The sequence below is a fragment of the Caballeronia sp. TF1N1 genome, assembly GCF_022878925.1.
GTDB lineage: Bacteria > Pseudomonadota > Gammaproteobacteria > Burkholderiales > Burkholderiaceae > Caballeronia.
Map to the genome: position 1 here is coordinate 2,545,970 of NZ_CP084626.1, position 21,365 is coordinate 2,567,334.

Genomic DNA, 21,365 nt, shown 5'->3' on the forward strand with positions numbered 1-21,365 from the left:
ATGACGATCACCGCACAAGAAGCGCTGCAACGCACGATCGAGCATCGCGAAATCTTTCACGACGAAATGCTGCATCTCATGCGCACCATCATGCGCGGCGAGATGTCGCCGGTGATGGCCGCTGCGATCATCACCGGCTTGCGCGTGAAGAAGGAAACCATCGGCGAGATCGCGGCCGCCGCGACTGTCATGCGCGAGTTCGCCAATCACGTCGAGGTGGCGGACAACTCCCATTTTGTCGATATCGTCGGCACGGGCGGCGACGGCTCGCACACTTTCAACATTTCCACGGCATCGATGTTCGTTTCCGCCGCCGCCGGCGCTAAGGTCGCGAAGCACGGCAATCGCGGCGTGTCGAGCAAGTCGGGCAGCGCGGACGTGCTCGAAGCGCTTGGCGTGAATATCGATCTGACGCCGGAACAAGTCGCCGCCTCGATTGCCGAAACCGGCATGGGCTTCATGTTCGCGCCGAACCATCATCCGGCAATGAAGAACATCGCGCCCGTGCGCCGCGAGCTCGGCGTGCGGACCATCTTCAATATTCTCGGGCCGCTGACCAATCCGGCGGGCGCGCCGAATCAGCTGCAGGGCGTGTTCCATGAAGACCTCGTCGGCATCCAGGTTCGTGTGATGCAGCGGCTCGGCGCAAACCACGTGCTTGTCGTGTACGGCAAGGACGGGATGGACGAAGTGTCGCTCGGCGCCGCGACCAAGGTCGGCGAATTGAAGAACGGCGAAGTGAACGAGTACGAGATTCATCCCGAAGACTTCGGTCTTCAAATGGTCTCGAACCGCTCGCTGAAAGTGCAGGACGCGCAGGAATCGAAAACCATGCTGCTCGGCGCGCTGAACAACAAGGCGGGTGTAGCGCGCGAGATCGTCACGCTGAACGCGGGCGCGGCGCTCTACGCGGCCGACATCGTCGATTCGATCGCCGAGGGCATGGCCGCCGCGCGCGAAGCCATCGCCAGCGGCGCGGCGCGCGAAAAGGTCGAAGCTCTCGTGCGCTTCACGCAGCAATTCACCAAATAACGGACATCACCATGAGCGACATTCTGGATCGCATCATCGCGGTGAAGCGCGAGGAAATCCGCGCCGCCGAACAAAGCGCGCCGCTCGAAGAACTCAGGCTCGAAGCGAGCGCGCGCGACTTGCGCGATTTCGTCGGCGCGCTGCGTGCGAAGCATGCTGAAGGCCGGGCCGCGGTCATTGCGGAAGTGAAGAAGGCGAGCCCTTCCAAAGGCGTGCTGCGCGAGCACTTCGTGCCGGGCGAAATTGCACGCTCCTACGAGCAAGGCGGCGCCGCGTGCCTTTCCGTGCTCACCGACGTGCAGTTCTTCAAAGGCAGCGTCGCGTATCTCGAAGAAGCGCGCGCCGCGTGCAGCCTGCCGGTGCTGCGCAAAGACTTTATCGTCGACCCTTATCAGATCATGGAAGCGCGCGCGATGGGCGCCGACTGCATTCTGCTGATAGCCGCCGCGCTCGAACTTTCGCAGATGCAAGATCTCGAAGCCTATGCACATTCGCTCGGACTCGCGGTGCTAATCGAAGTGCACGACGCCGACGAACTGCGAGACGCGCTCACGCTGAAAACGCCGCTCATCGGCATCAACAATCGCAATCTGCGCACGTTCCAGACGACTATCGATACGACCATCGGCATGCTCGAAGCGGTGCCGGACGACCGCATCGTGGTGACGGAATCGGGCATTCTCTCGCGCCACGACGTGGACCGGCTGCGAGCGATGCACGTGCATACGTTCCTCGTCGGCGAAGCGTTCATGCGCGCCGACGATCCGGGCACGGAACTCGCGCGAATGTTCTTCTGACTCTAAAGACGGGACCGAATTTTGGGCATCGAACAGGAAATCAAGCTCGCGCTGCCGCCTTCGCAGCACGACGACGTGGCGCGCTTTTTCGACGAGCGCACCGGTGCGGGCAAGCCGATGGAACTGGCGAACGTCTATTTCGACACGCCGGATTGCGCGCTCGCCAAGGCGAAGTCCGCATTGCGCCTGCGCCGCACGCCCGACCAGTGGCTTCAGACGTACAAGGTGCTGGGCGAATCGAAAGCCGGCTTGAGCCGTCGTCACGAATGGGAGATGCCGGTGGCGGGCGAATCGCTTGAAATCGATGCGCTCCTTGTTTCCTGCGAAGACGAAGCGGCCCGCAAGGCGCTGCAGGACGCCGCGCCGAATCTGATCGCCCTGTTTCGCACGGACTTCCGGCGCATCGTGTGGGACATCGAGCGTGAAGGCTCGCAGATCGAAGTCGCGCTCGACGCCGGCAAGATCACGGCGGACGTGGATGGCGAAAACCATCACGCGGAAATCAGCGAGCTGGAACTCGAGATCAAGTCCGGCGACGCCAAAGCGCTCTCCACGCTCGCCGCCGAATTGCGCGGCGCTTTTCCCGAACTCGACCCGGAAGATTTGAGCAAGGCGGAGCGAGGTTATCGGTTGCGCGAGCGTCCGGAAAGCGCGGTAGACGACGCCGAAGCATGAACCAGCAGTCTTCTCTTTTCGACGAGCCTCGCACGCACGCTGGCGGCTTCATCACGCTCGAAAGCCAGTTCGAAGCGCTGCCCGCTGAATGGCGGCGGCATCTGAAAGCATTTATCGACAGTCCGCGCTATGCGTCGTTGTGCGCTTTCGTGGATTCCGAGCGCGCCGCCGGCAAGACCGTTTATCCCGCCGATGTTTTCCGCGCATTGCGCCTCACCAGTCCTGGCGAGGTCAAAGTGGTGATTCTCGGTCAGGACCCGTATCACGGTGAAGACAAAGGCGCGCCGCAAGCGCATGGGCTTGCGTTCTCCGTGCCCGCGCCCGTGCGCCCGCCGCCGTCATTGCGCAACATCTTTAAGGAGATCGCCGCGAGTCTGGATATCGTCGCGCCCGCTCACGGCTGCCTCGATTCGTGGGCGAAACAAGGCGTGCTCTTGCTCAACACGTCGCTGACCGTCGAGCGCGATAAAGCGGGAAGCCATGCCAAGCGCGGCTGGGAACAGTGCACGGACACGCTGATCCACGAAATTGCCGAGCGCCACGATGGCGTCGTGTTCATGTTGTGGGGCGCGCACGCTCAGGCAAAACGCGCGCTGATCGACGGCACGGGAAAGGCCCATTGCGTGCTGGAAGCGCCGCATCCGTCGCCGTTGTCGGCGCATCGCGGATTTCTGGGGTGCGGGCATTTCGTCGCCGCGAACGAATATCTGAAGCGGCATGGGCGCGAGCCGATCGACTGGCGCTTGCCCGCCGAGGCACAGTTGCTCGCCTGAGCATCCGCATCAATGCAACGCAATGCAAAGAGCCCGCCGCGGTCCGAAGACCGGGCGGGCTCTTTTACTTCGGCGTCGAGCTTAAGCCTTACAGCGCCGCGATCGAATCGCGTGCCGAAGCGAGCGCTGCGCTCGCGGCGTCCGGCCCCATCGCCAGGCCTTCGGCGTAGATGAAGTTCACGTCCGTCATGCCGAGGAAGCCCAAGAACGTCTTGAGATACGGCGTTTGCGAGTCGTTCGGCGTGCCTGCGTACTTGCCGCCACGCGCCGACACCACGAACACCTTCTTGCCCTTCACCAAGCCTTCGGGGCCGGTCGCGGTGTAGCGGAACGTGATTCCGGCCCGCGCGATCCAGTCGAAATAAGCCTTCAGTTGCGACGACACGCCGAAGTTATAAAGCGGCGCCGCGATCACCACGATGTCGGCCGCTTGCAGTTCGTCGATCAGCGCTTCGCTCTTCGCGTTGATGGCGACTTGTTCCGGCGTGCGTTGTTCGGCGGGCGTGAAGAACGCGCCAAGCGTGGCGTCGTCGAGGTGCGTGAGCTGGTCGGCGAGCAGATTGCGGACGACCACGTTCGCGCCCGGATTGCTTTGTTGCAGCTTCGCGGTGAGTTCGTCGGCGAGCAGCGTCGATTGAGCGCCTTGCGAGCGGGCTGCGGAGTTGATCTGGAGAATCGTCGTCATGATGGCTTCCTTGATGGAGGAGCGGGAGCCGTCGGCGCCCGCGTTGGAAGCATTCTTCGTTGTTCGGCGTTCCGGAAAAAGCCGTCCGGCCGTGAAGGATCGTTGCACCAGTAGGACAATCCCCGGTGGGCGCAGCCTTTCAGCCCTTCAGCCAGCGCTCGCGCCATTGTTTCGACGGTCCGCGCCCGTCGATAGCCGTCAGCACGTAACGCGACACTTCGGGGCCGTCGAGCTTCACTTCGGTACGACGCAGTTCGTCGCGGCGAAACGCGTGTACTTCGACCTTCGCACCCGGCAGATAACGCGACAACAGCGCCTCCAGATTCGATCCCGTCACACGCAGACCATCGAGGGCCACTAGAACATCGCCCGCCGAAAGCCCCGCCTTCTGCGCGGCGCTGCCGTCGTGCACGACCGCCAGCGTGCAATCCGCGCTGCCCCGCACGCGCACGCCGAGCGACGGCTTGCCGGCCGTGCCGCTCGTCGGCAGATCGGGCGCGAGTGCTATGCCGAACGGCTCGAGGAGCGCGTCGAGCGGCAAGTCGCGCGTGCCGCGCACGCCGTCGCGGAAGAGCGAGCGCAGATCCGCGCCGGTGGCCTCGGCGAAGAGCGCTTCCACTTCGTCCTCGCGGATGCCCCGTGCCTTGCCGAGATAGAAGTCGCGTCCGTAGCGCTGCCACAAGAGACGCATGACATCGTCGAGCGACTTACGGTTGTCCGTCTGCGCGCGGATCGACAAATCGAACGCGAGCGCGACGAGCGAACCCTTCTGGTAGTAACTGACGATGGCGTTCGATGCGTTCTCGTCGGCGCGGTAGTACTTCACCCATGCGTCGAACGAACTCTGCGCCACCGACTGCTTGAGCCGCCCGCTTCCGCGCAACACGCCGCCGATGGTCTTACCGAGCATCGAGAAGTAATCGCTCGCGGAAATAAGGCCGGTGCGCACAAGGATCAGGTCGTCGTAATACGACGTGAAGCCTTCGAAGAGCCACAAAAGCGACGTGTAATTTTCCTGCGACAGATCGTACGGCGCGAACGCCGCCGGCTTGATGCGCTTTACGTTCCACGTATGGAAGTATTCGTGGCTGCAGAGGCCAAGATAGGTGCGATAACCTTCGCTGACTTCGGGTCGGCCAAGCACCGGCAAGTCGCCGCGATTGCAGATCAGCGCCGTGGATGCGCGATGTTCCAGCCCGCCGTAACCATCGCTGACGGCGACCGTCATGAACACGTAGCGATCCACCGGCGCTTTCTTCGTGCGCGGTTCGAAGAGCGCGATCTGCGCTTCGCACACGCGTTTGAGGTCCGCCGCGAGCCGGTTCATGTCGAGCCCGATCACGCGTCCCGAAATCACGATGTCGTGCTTCACGCCATGCGCGGTGAAACCGCCGAGCGCGAATTCGCCGATCGTCACCGGATGATCGACGAGTTCGTCGTAATTCGCGGCCTCGTACGCGCCGAAACCATGGCGCTTCGTGCCACGCGCTTCGGCAAGCGCCGTGGCGACGCGCCAGTTGCGCAGCGCTCCGCCCTGCGGCGCTTGAATATCGACGATACACGGCGCAGCCGACTGCCCCTCCACCGCGAGAAACACGCTCGTGCCGTTGAAGAAGCCGACGCTGTCATCCAGATGCGCGGCGCGTACCGACATGTCCCACGCGTACACCTCGTAACGCAGCGTGATGGGGCCATCCGCCGGCGCGGCTTGCCACGCGTGCTTGTCGATTTTTTCGATACCGATCTTGCGCCCTGCCGCGTTGAACGCCTGCAACGTGACGATATTGCGCGCGAATTCGCGAATCATGTAGCTGCCCGGAATCCACACCGGCAGCATGAAGCGTTGTCCCGCCGGGTCCGGCGCGGCGACCGTGAGCGTGACTTCGAAGATATGCGCGGCCGGGTTCTTCGGAACGATGCTGTAGCGCACCGGTCGATCGAGCGTAGTCGTTGCCATGTCGTGTCCTTTGTTCTTGTTGTGGGCGCGCGGTCGGTGCGCCTTTGAAACCAAAAGAGGCGCCTCTCATGCGCCTCTCGTCGTGGGTTCGGGCCGCCTCAATGCGCGGTCGAAAGTTCCTTCTCCAGCCGGTCGGCGGGAACGGCGCCTGGCAGACGGCGGCCGTCCGCGAGGAACACGGTCGGCGTGCCGCTCACGTTCATCGTGTGGCCGAGCTTCAGGTTCTTGTCGATGGCGGTGGTGTCGCACGAGGCGGCCGTGGTCGGCGCCTTGCGGTCCAGCATCCAGCCTTCCCAGCTCATCGCGCGATCTTTCGAGCACCAGATCGACTTCGACTTCGCGGTCGAATCCGGCGAGAGCACGGGATACAGGAACGTGTACACGGTGACGTTATCGATGGACTTCAAGGTCGATTCGAGTTGCTTGCAATACGGGCAATTCGGGTCCGAGAACACCGCGATCTTGCGGCTGCCGTTGCCCTTCACCACTTTCACCGCGTTCTCGAAAGGCAGCTTCGCGAAGTCGATCTTGTTGGTCTCGGAGAGCCGCGCTTCCGTGAGATTCTTGCTGCTGCGCGTATCGACGAGATCGCCGATCAGCACGTAGTTGCCGGTGGCGTCGGTATAGACGATCTGCGAGCCGAGGTTCACTTCATAGAGCCCTGGAATGGGCGTCTTGTCGACACTCTTGATGTTCGCGTCGCCCATGCGCGATTCGAGCGTGGACTTGATCTTGTCGGTGGTCTGGTCGGCCTGCGCCGTACAGCCGAGACCAAGCGTCACGGCGAGTGCCGCGGCCGCTGCGAGTGCCGTTCGAAGTGTGCGTTTCATGTTCTTTTCCTGTATGTGCCTGGCGTGTCTTTAACCGAGCGCGGCCGAAACCAGCCAGCGCTTGACGAGTGGCTGCGCGCCCACGAGCGCCATGCCGGTATTGCGAACCGCGCGCGCAAGCGTGCCCGGCACCGAGAAAAGCCGTTGCAAGCCGTCTGTCGCCAACATGAGTTTTTGTATGTCTTCGCGGCGCGCGCGTTCGTAGCGGCGCAGCAAAATGGGATCGCCAAGATTGCGAAAACCTTCTTTATTGGCGATGACATCCGCGAGCGCGGCGACATCGCGCAAACCGAGGTTCATGCCTTGCCCGGCTAGCGGATGAATCAGATGCGCGGCGTCGCCGATAAGCGCGACACGTGGCGCGATCAGCTTGTCGACCGTTTGCAACGCGAGCGGGAAGCCTTGCGCGGGCGTCACGCATTCGAGCGTGCCGAGCATGTTTTGCGTGGCCTGTTCGACTTGTGCCGCGAGTTGCGCGGGATCGAGCGCGAGGAGTTCGTCGGCGTGTTCGGTGCGCGCGGACCAGACGAGTGAGACGTGATCGCCCGGCAGCGGCAGCAGCGCGATGATTTCCGAGTCGCGGAACCATTGGTAAGCGGTCTCGCCGTGTGGCCGCTCCGCCTTGAAATTCGCGACCACGCCCGTCTGCCGATAATCGCGCCGGTCGACCTTCGCGCCCATTTGCGCGCGCACCCAAGAATGCGCGCCATCCGCGCCGACGATCAGATCCGCTTCGAGCGTCTCGCCGCTTGCAAGCGTGACGTGCGCGGCATCGTCCTCGACCGTCATGCCCTGCGCGCGCGATTCGAACCACGACAGACTCGGCTGGAAGCGCAGCGCGGCGTCGAGCGACTGTTCGATCAGATTCGACTCGACGATCCACGCGAGCTGCGGCACCGAGGCCTGGAACGCGGAGAAGTGCAGTTCCGCGTGCGTGTCGCCGAACACGCGCATGTCGAAGACGGGCCCGAGCCGCGTGCGATCGAGCGCTTGCCAGACGCGCAGCCGTTCGAGCAGCGTCTGCGAACTCGACGAGAGCGCGTAGATGCGCGAATCGAACGCGGCGCCCGCGGGCAAGGCGGCGGCTTGCGGCGCGAGCAACGCGGTGCGCAAGCCGGATTGCGCGAGCGCGAGCGCAGCGGTCTTGCCAACGAGCCCGCCGCCGACGACAACTGCATGAAAGGTCAGGGGATGCGAAGTCATCCGGCCATTATAGCCGTGAGGATTGCAGCGTATTTGGCGCCTGCGCGGCGCTGCGGCGGGCCGTCGCGGAAGGCGGCGCGAAACGCCGCTGCCCGGCGCGGCGGTACAATGGCGGTTTGCCTGGCCGCTCGACGCGGCCGTTGCGCTGGCGGGCGTTTTTGCCAATTCAGCCTTTGCCCGGCGCGCGACTTTTGACGAAACCCGCGCGGCCTGCGCCGTCTCACCAGTTCGAAGGATTCCATGAGCCTCCAATGCGGCATCGTCGGCTTGCCTAACGTCGGCAAGTCCACTCTATTCAATGCTTTGACCAAGGCGGGTATTGCCGCCGAGAACTATCCGTTCTGCACCATCGAGCCGAATGTCGGCGTGGTCGAAGTGCCGGACGCGCGCCTCACCGCGCTCGCCGAAATCGTGAAGCCCGAGCGTATCCTGCCGGCCGTCGTCGAGTTCGTGGATATCGCGGGTCTCGTCGCGGGCGCGTCGAAGGGCGAAGGTCTCGGCAATCAGTTCCTCGCGAACATCCGCGAGACGGATGCGATCACGCACGTCGTGCGCTGCTTCGACGACGAGAACGTGATCCACGTCGCGGGCAAGATCGATCCGCTGGACGATATCGGCGTCATCAACACGGAACTCGCGCTTGCGGATCTGTCGACGGTCGAAAAGGCGCTCACGCGTTATTCGAAGGCGGCGAAGTCGGGCAACGACAAGGAAGCGGGCAAGCTCGTCGCCGTGCTCGAAAAAGTGCGCGCGCAGCTCGACGAGGCCAAGCCGGTGCGTGCGCTTTCGTTGAACGAAGACGAGCAGGCGCTCATCAAGCCGTTTTGCCTCATCACGGCGAAGCCGACCATGTATGTGGCGAACGTGAAGGACGACGGTTTCGAGAACAACCCGTATCTCGACGCCGTTCGCAAGCATGCGGACGCGGAGAACGCGCCGGTCGTCGCGGTGTGCGCGGCAATCGAAGCGGAAATCGCCGATCTGGACGACGCGGACAAGCAGGACTTCCTCGCCGACATGGGCATGGACGAGCCGGGCTTGAACCGCGTGATCCGGGCGGGTTTCAAGTTGCTTGGCTTGCAGACGTACTTCACGGCTGGCGTGAAGGAAGTGCGCGCGTGGACCATTCATATCGGCGATACGGCGCCTCAGGCCGCTGGCGCCATCCATACCGATTTCGAGCGCGGCTTCATTCGCGCGCAGACCATCGCGTTCGATGACTACGTCGCGTTCAAGGGCGAGCAAGGCGCAAAGGAAGCCGGGAAGATGCGGGCCGAAGGCAAGGAATACGTCGTGCACGACGGGGACGTGATGAACTTTTTGTTCAACGTTTGAGCGCCGTCAAGCGTCAAGAATCGTCAAATCGTCTTGCATGAAAAAGCGGAGTGCCCGATAAACGGGGCTCCGCTTTTTTCATGAGCGGTACCCGATAAAAATAAAGAGAGACAAAAAGAAGATGAAAGGACCCGCGTTTCTGCGTTCGCTCGCTGTCACGTGTTGCATTGCGTTGTCCGCGAGCGTCATCCCTTGCACACCGGCGCACGCGTACGCGAACAGCGCGAACGCGAACAGCTTCAACCCGCAACCTGACGAAAACGACCTCGACAGACATGGCCATTACGTCAACCGCGACGGCAACGTAATCCATGCGCCCTCTCGCTCGCGTTCGGGTGCGGTACCCGAAGGCGCGACCGCGCAGTGCCGCGACGGCTCGTACAGCTTCAGCCGCCACCACGGCGGAACGTGTTCGCGGCATGGCGGCGTGGCGCGCTGGCAATAGCCTGAGCACGCCCGAAGTACAATGACATTCGATCCCGCGCGGCACACGCGCCGGAAAGCGCGTCATCCCGCGCCGACGATTCGCGTCGAATGCCGATAACGCGGCGTGCGCGTCCAGCACGCAACCGCCCGCGCCCGGCGTTCGCACTCTTCACCACACCATTACAGACAACATCGACATGGCCCAATACGTCTTCACCATGAACCGCGTCGGCAAGATCGTCCCGCCGAAGCGTCAGATCCTGAAAGACATCTCCCTCTCGTTCTTCCCCGGCGCGAAGATCGGTCTGCTCGGTCTCAACGGTTCGGGCAAGTCCACACTCATCCGGATCATGGCGGGCGTCGATAAGGACATCGAAGGCGACGCCACGCCGATGCCCAATCTGAACATCGGCTATTTGCCGCAGGAACCGCAACTCGATCCGCAACAAACCGTGCGTCAGGCAGTCGAAGAAGGTCTCGGCGATGTCTTTCAGGCAACCAAGAAGCTCGACGAAATCTACGCCGCTTACGCCGAGCCCGACGCCGACTTCGACAAGCTCGCCGCCGAGCAAGCGAAGTACGAAGCCATCCTCGCGACGAGCGACGGCGGCAGCCCCGAGCAGCAACTCGAAGTCGCCGCCGATGCGCTGCGCCTGCCCGCGTGGGACGCGACCATCGAACATCTTTCGGGCGGCGAAAAGCGCCGCGTCGCGCTGTGCAAGCTCCTGCTGCAAAAGCCCGACATGCTCCTGCTCGACGAACCGACCAACCACCTCGACGCCGAATCCGTCGAATGGCTCGAACAGTTCTTGACGCGCTATCCGGGCACCGTCGTCGCGGTCACGCACGATCGCTACTTCCTCGACAACGCCGCCGAATGGATTCTCGAACTCGACCGCGGTCACGGCATTCCGTGGAAGGGCAACTACAGCAGCTGGCTCGACCAGAAGGAAGAGCGCCTGAAGCAGGAAGAATCGAGCGAATCCGCCCGCCAGAAAGCCATCAAGAAGGAACTGGAATGGGTGCGCCAAAATCCGAAGGGACGTCAGGCGAAGTCGAAGGCGCGCATCGCACGCTTCGAGGAACTCAACAGCCAGGAATATCAGAAGCGCAACGAGACGCAGGAAATCTTCATTCCCGTGGGCGATCGTCTCGGCAATGAAGTCATCGAGTTTAAGAATGTCAGCAAGGCGTATGGCGACCGGCTGCTGATCGACAACCTTAGCATGAAGATTCCGGCGGGCGCGATCGTCGGTATCATCGGGCCGAACGGCGCGGGCAAGTCCACGCTGTTCCGCATGCTGACCGGCAAGGAGCAGCCGGATTCCGGCGAGATCGTGCAAGGGCCGACGGTCAGGCTCGCCTATGTCGATCAAAGCCGCGACGCGCTTGGCGCCGACAAGACCGTGTTCGAGGAAATCTCCGGCGGCGCGGATGTGCTCACGGTTGGCAAGTACGAAACGCCGTCGCGCGCGTATATCGGCCGCTTCAACTTCAAGGGCAGCGATCAGCAGAAGCTCGTCGGCAATCTGTCGGGCGGCGAACGCGGACGTCTGCATCTGGCGAAAACGCTGATCGCGGGCGGCAACGTCTTGCTGCTCGACGAACCGTCCAACGACCTCGACGTCGAAACGCTCCGCGCGCTCGAAGACGCGTTACTCGAATTCGCCGGCTCGGTCATGGTGATCTCGCATGATCGCTGGTTCCTGGACCGTATCGCCACGCACATCATCGCGTTCGAAGGCGACTCGCACGTCGAGTTCTTCGACGGCAACTATCAGGAATACGAGGCCGACAAGCGCAAGCGGCTCGGCGAAGAAGCCGCGAGGCCGAAGCGTCTGCGCTACAAGCCGATCACGCGCTGATCCTTTGCGTGAACGGATGAGACGAGGAACGCGCGCGCCTATGCGCGCGCGCGCACCGACATCGGACACGAATGCGGCGACTGTCTGAGGCACGTCGCCGCCAGTCTTCACCGCATCTTTGCGACACGCTAGCGGCGCGACAGAGGCTGAAAAGTACGCGCTCACTTAAAAAAACGATGCACGCGAAACGGCTTACCGCCGAGTGAGCCTCAGGCAGAACCAGTATTCGGGAGACATAGCAGATGGCGCGATCGAAAGCGCAACGGGGAGCGCTTTGGGCAGTCGGAATCGTCGTGGCGATCATCGTCGTGGCGGTTGGCGGGTGGCTCTTCGTCGCGCATCAGATGAAGGAGCGCATTCTCGAAACGCTCGGGCCGAACGGCTCGGCCGAAGAGATCGATGTCGGCTTCGGCCACGTCACACTGTCGCGCGTGCGTCTGCGCGGCCCGCAGGACTGGCCCGCGAGCGACGCCATGCGCGCCGAGCGCATCGTGCTCGACATCGACATGCACGAAGCGCTGCGAAACCGCGTGCATCTGCATGGCGTGAGCGTGGACAACTACTATTTGTCGATCGTGCGTTCCGCCGATGGCCGCGTGCAGATTCTGCCCGGTCTCAAGGAAACCGCGCGCGTCGCCGACGCCAAGCCCGACGCGAAGGAAGACGCGCGCTCGCAAGAAGAGAAGCTCATCGATCGCGTGTCGTTCGAACGCGGCTCGATGGAGTTCTTCGATTCATCGGTGCAAAAGCCGCCGTATCGCGTGTTGATCAGCGATTCGCGCGCGACCATCGACCATCTGCATCTCCCCGCGCTCACCGACCGCACCAATCTGTCGATGTCCGGTTCGATCAAGGGTCCGTCGCATACGGGAACGGTTTCGTGGGGCGGCTGGATGGTCATCGCCAACAAGGATTCGCAGACGCGCGCCGTGCTGAGCGGCGTGGATATCGCGTCGCTCGACCCGTATCTGCTGAAAAAGGCTGGCGCGCGCGCGGCGGTGACGGGCGGGACCATCGACCTCACCGTGGACGCGAACATCCACGATTACCGCATTCACGCGCCCGGCACGCTCACGCTGAATCACTTGCAGATCAGCGACACCGGCAACGGACTCGACACCTTCCTTTCCATTCCGACGAAAGCCGCTGTCGCCGCGCTGAAAGACCGCAAGGATCAGATCAAGCTCGACTTCGTGCTCGACGGCGATCTGCGCGATCCGAAGTTTTCGCTGCAGGAAAGTCTGTCGAAGAAACTCGCCGCCGGTTTTGCGAAGGCGCTCGGTGTGAGCGTCGAAGGCGTGGCCAAAGGCACGGGCGATACCGTGCGCGGTATTGGCAACGCGCTCAAGAGTTTGCTCGGTCAGTAAGCTTCAGATAGGCACGGCGAGCGCGCGCAGCTTCGTTTCGGTTTCCATCGCGCCCGTGTAGTGTATGCCGTGCCAGCCGAGATCCGTGGCGGCCTGCGCGTTCTTCGCGTTGTCGTCGATGAAGACGAGTTCGTGCGGCTGAATGCCCGGCAGATGCTTTTCGATCTCCGCGCGCATCAGCGCGAAAATCTGCGGGTCGGGCTTGACGATTCCCACGCGCCCCGAAACGATGATCTCGCGAAACCGCCGCAACACGTCGAAGCGTTCCCATGCATACGGGAACGTCTCCGCCGACCAGTTCGTCAGGCCAAATAGCGGTACGCCTTCCGCGTCCAGCCGGTCGACGAGCGCCACGCCCTCTTCCAGCACGCCCGACACCATCTCGTGCCAGCGCGCATAGAACGCGCGAATCAGCGCTTCGTGATCGGGATAGCGCGCGATCAGTTCGGCGGTGCCTTCTTCTATGGTCTGCCCGCCGTCCTGCTGCACGACCCAATCCATCTTGCAGACGTTGTCGAGAAACCAGCGGCGCTCGGTTTCGTCCGGAATCAGTTGCCGGTACAAATACTCGCGATCCCAGTCGATCAACACGCCGCCGAAGTCGAATACGACTGCCTTGATGGTCATGGTTTTGCTGCTCCTTCTTGTTTCGGATCAGATAGCCTGCGTACGTTTTTCGAGCCACGCCAACGCCGTGCCCGACACATGCGGCGACACGCGCCGGCGCACTTCCTCGTGATACGCGTTGAGCCACGCGCGCTCGTCCTCGCGCAGCAAGGCCAGGTCGATGCAGCGGGTATCGATCGGGCAGAGCGTGAGTGTTTCGAAGTCGAGGAAATCGCCGAATTCGGTCTTGCCCGCGCTTCGGTTCAGCACCAGATTCTCGATGCGAATGCCCCACTTGCCCGGCCGATAGATGCCCGGCTCGATAGACGTGATCATGCCCTCCTCCATCGCCGTCCAGCTTTCGGCGGGCGCGTAGTGCGAGATGACCTGCGGGCCTTCATGCACGTTCAGAAAGTAGCCGACGCCGTGCCCGGTCCCGTGGCCGTAGTCCGCGCCGGCTTCCCAGATCGGCGCGCGCGCGATGGAATCGAGCATTGGTGAACGGATGCCACGCGGAAAGCGTGCGCGCGACAGCGCCATCGTTCCTTTCAGCACGATGGTGAAATCGCGCTTGTGCTCGGCCGTGATCTCGCCGACGGGAACCACGCGTGTAATGTCCGTCGTGCCGCTCACATACTGTCCGCCCGAATCGATCAAGAGCAAGCCATTGCCTTCTATCACCGAATGCGACGCTTCGGTTGCGCGGTAGTGCGGCATCGCGCCGTTGGCATTGAAGCCCGCGATAGTGCCGAAGCTCAGCGTCACGAAGCCCGGACGCCGCGCGCGCGCCGCCGTGAGCTTTTCGTCGATGGTGAGTTCCGTAATGCGCTCGCGGCCCAGCGCATTCTCGAACCAGGCGAAGAATTCGGCGAGCGCCGCGCCGTCCTGTTCCATCGTCGCGCGGATATGCTCGGCTTCCGCCGCCGTTTTTTGCGACTTCGCGAAGGTGGACGGATTCACGCCTTCCACGATCGTCACCGCCGAGGGCACTTGCTCCAGCAAACCATGCGTGATGCGGCGCGGGTCGATCAGGAGCGTGGCTCCGGCGGGCAGCGCGGCGAGTGCGCGGGGCGCATCGGCGTAAGGCGCGACGCGCACGTTGTCGCGCGCGAGCGATTCCTCGAGCTCGGCCGACACCTTGCCATCGGCGATGAAGATCGTCGCGTCGTCAGTGCCGATCAACGCATGCGCGACGAACACGGGGTTGTAGCTGACATCGCCGCCGCGCAGATTGAAGATCCACGCGAGATCGTCGAGCGTGGACACGAAGTGCCACTGCGCGTCTTTTGCGCGCAAGGCTTCGCGCACCTGCGCGAGTTTGTCCGCGCGGCTCACGCTGGCGTGCGGCGCGGCATGTTCGTAGATGGGCGCGTCAGGCAAACCGGGACGCGTCGGCCAGATGGAATCGAGCAGATCGACATCCGTGCGCAGTACGATGCCGCGTGCCTTCAGCGCATCCGCAAGCGAGCGCGCCGCCGCCACGCCGAGCACGGCGCCATCGACGCCGACGACATCGCCCGAATCGACATGCGCCGCCAGCCATTCGACGTGCGGCGCGGTTTGCTGGCCGCCCATCATCTTCATGAGCACGATGCCGGTGCCCGCCAGTTGCGCCTCGGCTTGCGTCCAATAGCGGCTGTCCACCCAGACGCCCGCGAAATCCGCCGTCACCACGAGCGTGCCGACCGAACCGGTGAAGCCGGACAGCCATTGCCGCCCTTGCCAGCGCTCCGGCAGATATTCGGAAAGATGCGGGTCTGCCGACGGAATCAGCACGGCGGCAAGATTGTCGAGCGCCATCTGGCCGCGCAGCGATTCAATGCGCCGGGCGAACTCGGCTGCGTCGGGAATGGCGGAATGTGCGATGCGGTCGTTCATGAAGTCACCTGCATGGAATGCGTGAGGAAGCGCCGGCGAGCGCGGGTTTAGCGACGCGCGGCAAGGCCGACTGTCACCGTCACGACGACGAGCGCGAACACCGTGCACGCGAACCATTCGAGCGTATCGCCGTCGTGATACAGGTTGATGATATTGCCGAACATGCGCGCGACGATTATCGCCAATATGCCCGCGACGATGGCCGTCCAGATGCGCCCCGCCGCGCCTGTGCCCACGCGCCCCGCGCGCCGCAGCGGATGCAGCCACCAACCCGTCGCGCCGATTACCGCGCCCAAAAAGATCAAGCCCGTCCAGCCCATCAGCTACCGCGCCCCTTTGATTGCGATCGAACCGGCGCCGCGCGCCGTTAGCGGTCGAGTTTAGGGGGCCAGGTTGGCGATGGCAAGTGCGTTTCCTTGAACGATTTATGCGACTAAGCTTAAAAATGAAAATATGCCGGGCCGGTAAAATGACCGCTTTAGCCACGCTGATTTAAGGGCGATACTCTAAGGAGTCATTGCCCAAGTTCGCGGCATCGATTTAATGGGTTTACAGCGGAAAACAAAGCACCATGATTGAGAAAAGCCTCATAACGCTAAACGGTCTGGAATTCGTCATGACCTACCGCGGTTCCACGCTGGAACGGCGTGAAAATCTGCGCGGCATATTGCGCCATCTCGATTCGACTTATTCCGACTACACGGTTTATCTCATCGAAGCCGATGCCACGCCCACCTTTCACTGGTCGGGCCTCGGCGACGAAAAGATCAGGCATGTCTTCGTATACGACAACGGCCCCTTTCCAAAGGCGCGCCTATGCAATCTGGGCGCGCGAATGTGCACCGGCGACATCATTTGTTTCCATGACGCGGACATGATTTCCAATCCGGATTATCTGCCGCTTTGCATCAACGCGATTCGTCATGGAACGGCAAGCGACGCACTTTGCCCATTCACGAACGTGATTAACGTTACGGGTGTTTATCGCGATGCCTTCATTGCTTCCGGAGATTACGCAATACTAAAACCGTTTCTCGAAAGCGACCGGCCCGAAGAAATGGAAATTCTCTATGCGAATACGCCGGGCGCCATCGTGCTCATAAAACGCTCGGATTACATGCGTGTTGGCGGCTACGATCCGCGCTTCATTGGCTGGGGCGGCGAAGATGACGACCTGCTCACGCGCGCGGTGCGGCTCGGCGTTCGTTGGCATTCCGTGCCCGATGCAAACGCGTCGCTGTTCCATCTGCATCACGACAATACTTCGCGGCACGCGGCCATTGCCGCCGCCGAACGAAATCGCGAAGCGGCTGCCGAGACGCATGCATTGTCGCAAGAGGAACTCGAAGCGCGCGCCGCCGAGCTGGCAAAGTACTTCGATTGAGCGCGGCGCTGCGTCCTGGCGTCGCACGAGCGTGCGGCTTCACACCAGCTGCAAGCGGCGCGAGCGAACACCAGCCATCCCCTATGCCGCCTATAAATGAAGAGATTGGTAAAACGCTATAATATTGCGCTATCTGAAAGGCCATCGGCTTAGGCCCATTACATGCAGCTCCTCACGATCGGAATCAATCACCACACTGCGCCTGTCGCCTTGCGCGAACGCGTGGCGTTTCCGCTCGAACAGCTGAAGCCCGCTCTGGGCGCGCTGAAGGACATCTGGCTTGGGCCGCTCGCCAAGGTTTCGCCCGAAGCGGCGATCCTCTCGACCTGCAATCGCACCGAACTTTACTGCGCCACCGACGACGCCGCCGCGCGCGACGCCGCCATTCAGTGGATGTCGAAGTACCACAATCTCCCCGTCTCGGAACTCGCGCCGCACGTCTACGCGCTGCCGCAGTCCGAGGCCGTGCGCCACGCCTTCCGCGTCGCCTCGGGGCTGGATTCCATGGTGCTCGGCGAAACGCAGATCGTCGGACAAATGAAGGATGCCGTGCGCACCGCGTCGGAAGCGGGCGCGCTCGGTACTTATCTCAACCAGTTGTTTCAGCGCACCTTCGCGGTGGCCAAAGAAGTGCGCTCCACGACCGAGATCGGCGCGCAGTCCGTTTCCATGGCCGCCGCCGCCGTGCGACTCGCCCAGCGCATCTTCGAAAACATTTCGAGTCAGCGCGTGCTTTTCATCGGCGCGGGCGAAATGATCGAACTCTGCGCCACGCACTTCGCCGCGCAGAATCCGCGTGAACTGGTGGTCGCAAACCGCACGGCCGAACGCGGCGAAAAGCTCGCCGAACGGTTCAACGGCCGCGCCATTCCGCTTTCCGAGCTGCCTACGCGCATGCACGAGTTCGACATCATCGTGTCGTGCACGGCGTCGACGCTGCCTATCATCGGGCTGGGCGCGGTCGAACGCGCGGTGCGCGCGCGCCGGCATCGGCCAATCTTCATGGTCGATCTCGCCGTGCCGCGCGATATCGAGCCGGAAGTCGGCAATCTGCAGGACGTGTTCCTCTATACCGTCGACGACCTCGGCGCGATCGTGCGCGAAGGCAATGCGTCGCGGCAAGCTGCCGTCGCGCAAGCCGAAGCGATCATCGAAACGCGTGTGCAGAATTTCATGCAGTGGCTGGATGCGCGCAGTATCGTGCCGGTCATCCGCCACATGCATACACAAGCCGACGCGCTGCGCCGCGCCGAAGTCGAACGCGCGCGCAAGCTGCTCGCGCGCGGCGACGATCCCGCCGCCGTGCTCGAAGCATTGTCGCAATCGCTCACCAACAAGCTCATTCATGGTCCGACGCACGCGCTCAATCGCGCGACCACGGAAGAGCGCGCCCAACTCATCGACCTGATGAGCGGCTTCTACCGCCACGGTTCGTCAGACAAGCCGCAAGACGACACGCCTTCGGCGCCTGAATCATCGCAGTCTCCGGACCGTTAGCGGCTTTCCTCGCTGTTCTCCAATGCCGCGCGGCGCTGACGCGCAGGCATTTCTGATTCCACAATTCTCCGGAGCATCGCTCCAACTCCGCCCGATGAAAACGAGCATGCAAAGCAAGCTCGACCAGCTTGCAAAACGGCAGGTCGAACTCAACGAATTGTTGAGCCGCGAAGACGTGACCGCCGATATGGATCAGTATCGGAAACTCACGCGCGAACATGCGGAAATCAGTCCGGTCGTCGAGCAGTACGCGCTCTGGCGTCAGGCGCTCAACGACGAAGCGACCGCGCAGGAATTGCTGTCCGATCCGTCGATGCGGGATTTCGCCGAAGAGGAAATCGGCGAAGCGCGCGAACGCATGGCGACGATCGAAAGCGATCTGCAGACCATGCTGCTGCCGACCGATCCCAACGACGAGCGCAATATCTTCATCGAAATTCGCGCGGGCACGGGCGGCGACGAATCCGCGCTGTTCGCGGGCGACCTGCTGCGCATGTATCTGCGCTATGCGGAGCGCAACCGCTGGACCGCCGAAACCATGTCCGAGAGCGTGTCAGACTTGGGCGGCTACAAGGAAGTGATCGTGCGGATTGCGGGCCACGGCGCCTTCTCGCGGCTCAAGTTCGAGTCGGGCGGGCATCGCGTGCAACGAGTGCCGGCGACGGAAACGCAGGGGCGCATCCATACGTCCGCGTGCACGGTCGCGGTCATGCCGGAAGCCGATGAAATCAGCGAAGTGGTGATTAACCCAGCGGATCTGCGTATCGATACCTTCCGAGCGTCGGGCGCGGGCGGGCAGCACATCAACAAGACCGATTCGGCCGTGCGCGTCACGCACTTGCCGACCGGAATCGTCGTCGAATGTCAAGACGACCGCTCGCAGCACAAGAACAAGGATCGCGCGCTGAAGGTGCTCGCCGCGCGCATCAAGGACAAGCAGTATCACGAGCAACACGCGAAGGAAGCGGCGACGCGCAAGAGTCTGATCGGTTCGGGCGACCGCTCCGAGCGCATTCGCACCTACAATTTTCCGCAAGGGCGCATGACGGATCACCGCATCAATCTGACGCTCTACAAGCTCGAATACATCATGGACGGCGATATCGACGAACTGATCGGCGCGCTCGTGAGCGAGCATCAGGCGGAATTGCTCGCGGCGCTCGGGGAAACCGAGTGACGACCGCAGTCGATCTGCTGCGTGCGTGTGCGCTGCCGGCGCTCGAAGCGCGCGTCTTGCTGATGCACGTGCTCGGCTGGCGACGCACGCAGCTCATCACGCGCGACCGCGAAGCGCTTGGCGCCACCGCGGTTAGCCGCTTCGAGGCGCTCGTCGCGCGCCGTGTCGCGGGAGAACCGATCGCGCAGCTGACCGGAACGCGTGAATTTTTCGGGCTCGAATTCGACGTGACGCCCGATGTGCTGATTCCGCGCCCGGAAACCGAATTGCTGGTGGAAACGGCGCTCGACGCCATCGCGAATACGCCGAACGCGCGCGTGCTCGATCTCGGCACGGGAACCGGCGCCATTGCGGTTTCGCTCGCGCATGCACGGCCCGACGCGCGCGTGTGGGCCGTGGACCGCTCAGGCGCCGCGCTGGATGTCGCGCGTCGCAATGCAGAACGGCTGCTCGATCCGGCGCGCGCGGGCGGGCCGCTCGCGTTCGTCGAAAGCGACTGGACCGCGAAGGTCGATCCTTCGCTGCTCTTCGAAGCCATCGTGAGCAATCCGCCGTATATCGCAAGCGACGATCCGCATTTGCAGCAAGGCGATCTGCGCTTCGAGCCGCGCGACGCGCTCACCGATGACGCCGACGGTTTGTCCTGCATCCGGACCATTATCGAGCGAGCGCCGTTTCTGCTTGCGCGCCGTGGCGTGCTGTGGCTCGAACACGGCTACGATCAGTCCGACGCCGTGCGCCGACTGCTCACGGCGCGCGGTTTCACCGATGTGCATTCGCTGTGCGATCTGGCGGGAATCGAGCGAATCAGCGGCGGCGTTTTCAATGCCTGAGCGCGGCGGGCGAGCCAGGCAGCGGTCAGCCCGGAATAGCGAAATCCGCTATCATTTCAACACTTAGTCCCCACCGACATCAAAGCGCAGGAACATCATGGAAACGCAAGAACGCATCAAGCAACTCGTCGATCAAAACGCGGTCGTCCTCTTCATGAAGGGCACGGCGCAGTTCCCGATGTGCGGTTTCTCCGGCCGCGCCATTCAGGTGCTGAAGGCGTGTGGCGTCGATCAGATCACAACCGTGAACGTGCTCGAAGACAACGAAATTCGTCAGGGCATCAAGCAATTCTCGAACTGGCCGACCATTCCGCAGCTTTACGTGAAGGGCGAGTTCATCGGCGGCTCGGACATCATGATGGAGATGTACGAATCCGGCGAACTGCAACAGCTCTTCGCCGCTGCCTGAAGTTATCTTCGAAGTGAACGCGCCTGCCGCCCGACGACGGCTCATCGTCGCCATCACGGGCGCCACGGGCGCAATTTACGGCGTGCGTCTGCTTGAAACGTTGCGCCGTGTTCCCGGCGTGGAAACGCATCTGCTCGTTTCCAGCGCCGGCTGGCTCAATATCCAGCACGAGCTGGAACTCGATAAATCCACGGTTCACGCGCTCGCGGACGTTGTTCATAACGTGCGCGATGTCGGCGCGAGCATCGCGTCCGGCTCGTTTTCCACGGAAGGCATGATCGTCGCGCCGTGCTCCATGCGAACGCTGGCAAGCATCGCGCACGGACTCTCCGACAATCTCATCACGCGCGCGGCGGATGTCGTGCTCAAGGAGCGTCGCCGTCTGGTGCTGCTGGTGCGCGAAACGCCGCTCAACCTCGCGCATCTGCGCAATATGACCACGGTGACGGAAATGGGCGGCGTGATTTTTCCGCCGCTGCCGGCGTTTTATCAGAAGCCGGCGAGCATCGACGAGATGGTGGATCACACCGTCGCGCGGGTGATCGATCTGTTCCAGATCGCATCGCCGGCCGCCGCTGCATGGGAAGGAATGCGCGGCGAAGCGGACTGAGCGTCGATTTGATTGCAAACGCCGAC

At 62.7% G+C, this 21,365-nt stretch carries 21 protein-coding genes; 14 read left to right on the forward strand and 7 right to left on the reverse strand.

The genetic code is table 11. From position 1 onward, the window contains the following. Genes trpD through LDZ28_RS11850 form a run of 4 tightly spaced genes read left to right on the forward strand, consistent with a single transcriptional unit; the run spans position 1 to position 3,277 of the window. Positions 1-1,032, forward strand: a complete 1,032-nt coding sequence (gene trpD / locus LDZ28_RS11835) for an anthranilate phosphoribosyltransferase (RefSeq protein WP_244826326.1) — start codon at positions 1-3, stop codon at positions 1,030-1,032. An 11-nt stretch (positions 1,033-1,043) separates the two neighbouring features. Beyond that, positions 1,044-1,829 (forward strand): indole-3-glycerol phosphate synthase TrpC, encoded by a 786-nt coding sequence (trpC, locus tag LDZ28_RS11840; protein WP_244826327.1) that lies wholly within the window; start codon positions 1,044-1,046, stop codon positions 1,827-1,829. Positions 1,830-1,850: 21 nt separating this feature from the next. Next, positions 1,851-2,504 carry a CYTH domain-containing protein gene (locus LDZ28_RS11845; protein WP_244826328.1) on the forward strand — a complete coding sequence of 218 codons (654 nt, stop codon included), beginning with the start codon at positions 1,851-1,853 and terminating at the stop codon, positions 2,502-2,504. Then, the gene (locus LDZ28_RS11850) at positions 2,501-3,277 is read left to right on the forward strand and encodes a uracil-DNA glycosylase (RefSeq protein WP_244826329.1); all 777 of its coding nucleotides are present in this window, start codon (positions 2,501-2,503) and stop codon (positions 3,275-3,277) included. Before LDZ28_RS11845 ends, LDZ28_RS11850 begins: the two co-directional genes overlap by 4 nt. 88 nt (positions 3,278-3,365) lie before the next feature. On the opposite strand, the gene LDZ28_RS11855 is transcribed toward LDZ28_RS11850, so the two are convergent. The 4 genes from LDZ28_RS11855 to LDZ28_RS11870 form a co-directional block, all read right to left on the reverse strand. Beyond that, positions 3,366-3,962, reverse strand: coding sequence for an FMN-dependent NADH-azoreductase (locus LDZ28_RS11855; protein ID WP_244826330.1), 597 nt, complete (start codon positions 3,960-3,962; stop codon positions 3,366-3,368). Between the two features lie 139 nt (positions 3,963-4,101). Further along, positions 4,102-5,919: a M61 family metallopeptidase gene (locus LDZ28_RS11860; RefSeq protein ID WP_244826331.1), complete on the reverse strand. Its 1,818-nt coding sequence runs from the start codon at positions 5,917-5,919 to the stop codon at positions 4,102-4,104. A 98-nt stretch (positions 5,920-6,017) separates the two neighbouring features. Beyond that, a complete protein-coding gene (locus LDZ28_RS11865) occupies positions 6,018-6,749 on the reverse strand; it encodes a DsbC family protein (protein WP_244826332.1) in 732 nt (243 codons plus the stop codon). Between the two features lie 30 nt (positions 6,750-6,779). After that, on the reverse strand, positions 6,780-7,952 hold the full coding sequence (locus LDZ28_RS11870) for a UbiH/UbiF family hydroxylase (RefSeq protein ID WP_244826333.1): 1,173 nt from the start codon (positions 7,950-7,952) through the stop codon (positions 6,780-6,782). A gap of 240 nt (positions 7,953-8,192) precedes the next feature. Here LDZ28_RS11870 and ychF point away from each other — a divergent pair, with 240 nt between their 5' ends. The 4 genes from ychF to LDZ28_RS11890 all read left to right on the forward strand — a co-directional run bounded on the left by ychF (position 8,193) and on the right by LDZ28_RS11890 (position 12,945). After that, complete coding sequence (gene ychF, locus LDZ28_RS11875) at positions 8,193-9,287, forward strand: redox-regulated ATPase YchF (RefSeq protein ID WP_244826334.1); 1,095 nt, start codon at positions 8,193-8,195, stop codon at positions 9,285-9,287. 121 nt (positions 9,288-9,408) lie between these two features. Next, positions 9,409-9,732 (forward strand): DUF3761 domain-containing protein, encoded by a 324-nt coding sequence (locus LDZ28_RS11880; protein WP_244826335.1) that lies wholly within the window; start codon positions 9,409-9,411, stop codon positions 9,730-9,732. 178 nt (positions 9,733-9,910) lie between these two features. Beyond that, on the forward strand, positions 9,911-11,578 hold the full coding sequence (gene ettA / locus LDZ28_RS11885; protein WP_244826336.1) for an energy-dependent translational throttle protein EttA: 1,668 nt from the start codon (positions 9,911-9,913) through the stop codon (positions 11,576-11,578). Positions 11,579-11,820: 242 nt separating this feature from the next. Next, a complete protein-coding gene (locus LDZ28_RS11890) occupies positions 11,821-12,945 on the forward strand; it encodes a DUF748 domain-containing protein (RefSeq protein WP_244826337.1) in 1,125 nt (374 codons plus the stop codon). A 3-nt stretch (positions 12,946-12,948) separates the two neighbouring features. Here LDZ28_RS11890 and LDZ28_RS11895 read toward each other — a convergent pair whose 3' ends face one another. From LDZ28_RS11895 to LDZ28_RS11905, 3 genes are all read right to left on the reverse strand, one after another. After that, positions 12,949-13,572, reverse strand: coding sequence for an HAD family hydrolase (locus LDZ28_RS11895; protein WP_244826338.1), 624 nt, complete (start codon positions 13,570-13,572; stop codon positions 12,949-12,951). 27 nt (positions 13,573-13,599) lie between these two features. Next, the gene (locus LDZ28_RS11900; protein WP_244828123.1) at positions 13,600-15,351 is read right to left on the reverse strand and encodes an aminopeptidase P family protein; all 1,752 of its coding nucleotides are present in this window, start codon (positions 15,349-15,351) and stop codon (positions 13,600-13,602) included. A gap of 125 nt (positions 15,352-15,476) precedes the next feature. Then, complete coding sequence (locus LDZ28_RS11905; protein ID WP_244826339.1) at positions 15,477-15,749, reverse strand: hypothetical protein; 273 nt, start codon at positions 15,747-15,749, stop codon at positions 15,477-15,479. 296 nt (positions 15,750-16,045) lie between these two features. On the opposite strand from LDZ28_RS11905, the gene LDZ28_RS11910 reads away from it, so the two are divergent. From LDZ28_RS11910 to LDZ28_RS11935, 6 genes are all read left to right on the forward strand, one after another. Continuing rightward, positions 16,046-16,813 carry a glycosyltransferase family 2 protein gene (locus LDZ28_RS11910; RefSeq protein ID WP_244826340.1) on the forward strand — a complete coding sequence of 256 codons (768 nt, stop codon included), beginning with the start codon at positions 16,046-16,048 and terminating at the stop codon, positions 16,811-16,813. Between the two features lie 162 nt (positions 16,814-16,975). Then, positions 16,976-18,310, forward strand: coding sequence for a glutamyl-tRNA reductase (gene hemA, locus LDZ28_RS11915; RefSeq protein WP_244826341.1), 1,335 nt, complete (start codon positions 16,976-16,978; stop codon positions 18,308-18,310). Between the two features lie 94 nt (positions 18,311-18,404). Then, a complete protein-coding gene (prfA, locus tag LDZ28_RS11920; protein WP_244826342.1) occupies positions 18,405-19,487 on the forward strand; it encodes a peptide chain release factor 1 in 1,083 nt (360 codons plus the stop codon). After that, positions 19,484-20,320: a peptide chain release factor N(5)-glutamine methyltransferase gene (gene prmC, locus LDZ28_RS11925; protein ID WP_244826343.1), complete on the forward strand. Its 837-nt coding sequence runs from the start codon at positions 19,484-19,486 to the stop codon at positions 20,318-20,320. Before prfA ends, prmC begins: the two co-directional genes overlap by 4 nt. Positions 20,321-20,417: 97 nt before the next feature. Further along, on the forward strand, positions 20,418-20,729 hold the full coding sequence (gene grxD, locus LDZ28_RS11930) for a Grx4 family monothiol glutaredoxin (RefSeq protein ID WP_244826344.1): 312 nt from the start codon (positions 20,418-20,420) through the stop codon (positions 20,727-20,729). A gap of 13 nt (positions 20,730-20,742) precedes the next feature. Further along, positions 20,743-21,339, forward strand: coding sequence for a UbiX family flavin prenyltransferase (locus LDZ28_RS11935; RefSeq protein ID WP_244826345.1), 597 nt, complete (start codon positions 20,743-20,745; stop codon positions 21,337-21,339). Positions 21,340-21,365 lie beyond the last annotated feature (26 nt).

Coding starts and splice junctions, on each gene's coding strand:
- trpD (WP_244826326.1), top strand. CDS start 1: ATGACGATCACCGCACAAGAAGCGCTGCAACGCACGATCGAGCATCGC.
- trpC (WP_244826327.1), top strand. CDS start 1,044: ATGAGCGACATTCTGGATCGCATCATCGCGGTGAAGCGCGAGGAAATC.
- LDZ28_RS11850 (WP_244826329.1), top strand. CDS start 2,501: ATGAACCAGCAGTCTTCTCTTTTCGACGAGCCTCGCACGCACGCTGGC.
- LDZ28_RS11855 (WP_244826330.1), bottom strand. CDS start 3,962: ATGACGACGATTCTCCAGATCAACTCCGCAGCCCGCTCGCAAGGCGCT.
- LDZ28_RS11860 (WP_244826331.1), bottom strand. CDS start 5,919: ATGGCAACGACTACGCTCGATCGACCGGTGCGCTACAGCATCGTTCCG.
- LDZ28_RS11865 (WP_244826332.1), bottom strand. CDS start 6,749: ATGAAACGCACACTTCGAACGGCACTCGCAGCGGCCGCGGCACTCGCC.
- LDZ28_RS11870 (WP_244826333.1), bottom strand. CDS start 7,952: ATGACTTCGCATCCCCTGACCTTTCATGCAGTTGTCGTCGGCGGCGGG.
- ychF (WP_244826334.1), top strand. CDS start 8,193: ATGAGCCTCCAATGCGGCATCGTCGGCTTGCCTAACGTCGGCAAGTCC.
- LDZ28_RS11880 (WP_244826335.1), top strand. CDS start 9,409: ATGAAAGGACCCGCGTTTCTGCGTTCGCTCGCTGTCACGTGTTGCATT.
- ettA (WP_244826336.1), top strand. CDS start 9,911: ATGGCCCAATACGTCTTCACCATGAACCGCGTCGGCAAGATCGTCCCG.
- LDZ28_RS11890 (WP_244826337.1), top strand. CDS start 11,821: ATGGCGCGATCGAAAGCGCAACGGGGAGCGCTTTGGGCAGTCGGAATC.
- LDZ28_RS11895 (WP_244826338.1), bottom strand. CDS start 13,572: ATGACCATCAAGGCAGTCGTATTCGACTTCGGCGGCGTGTTGATCGAC.
- LDZ28_RS11900 (WP_244828123.1), bottom strand. CDS start 15,351: ATGGCGCTCGACAATCTTGCCGCCGTGCTGATTCCGTCGGCAGACCCG.
- LDZ28_RS11905 (WP_244826339.1), bottom strand. CDS start 15,749: ATGGGCTGGACGGGCTTGATCTTTTTGGGCGCGGTAATCGGCGCGACG.
- LDZ28_RS11910 (WP_244826340.1), top strand. CDS start 16,046: ATGACCTACCGCGGTTCCACGCTGGAACGGCGTGAAAATCTGCGCGGC.
- hemA (WP_244826341.1), top strand. CDS start 16,976: ATGCAGCTCCTCACGATCGGAATCAATCACCACACTGCGCCTGTCGCC.
- prfA (WP_244826342.1), top strand. CDS start 18,405: ATGAAAACGAGCATGCAAAGCAAGCTCGACCAGCTTGCAAAACGGCAG.
- grxD (WP_244826344.1), top strand. CDS start 20,418: ATGGAAACGCAAGAACGCATCAAGCAACTCGTCGATCAAAACGCGGTC.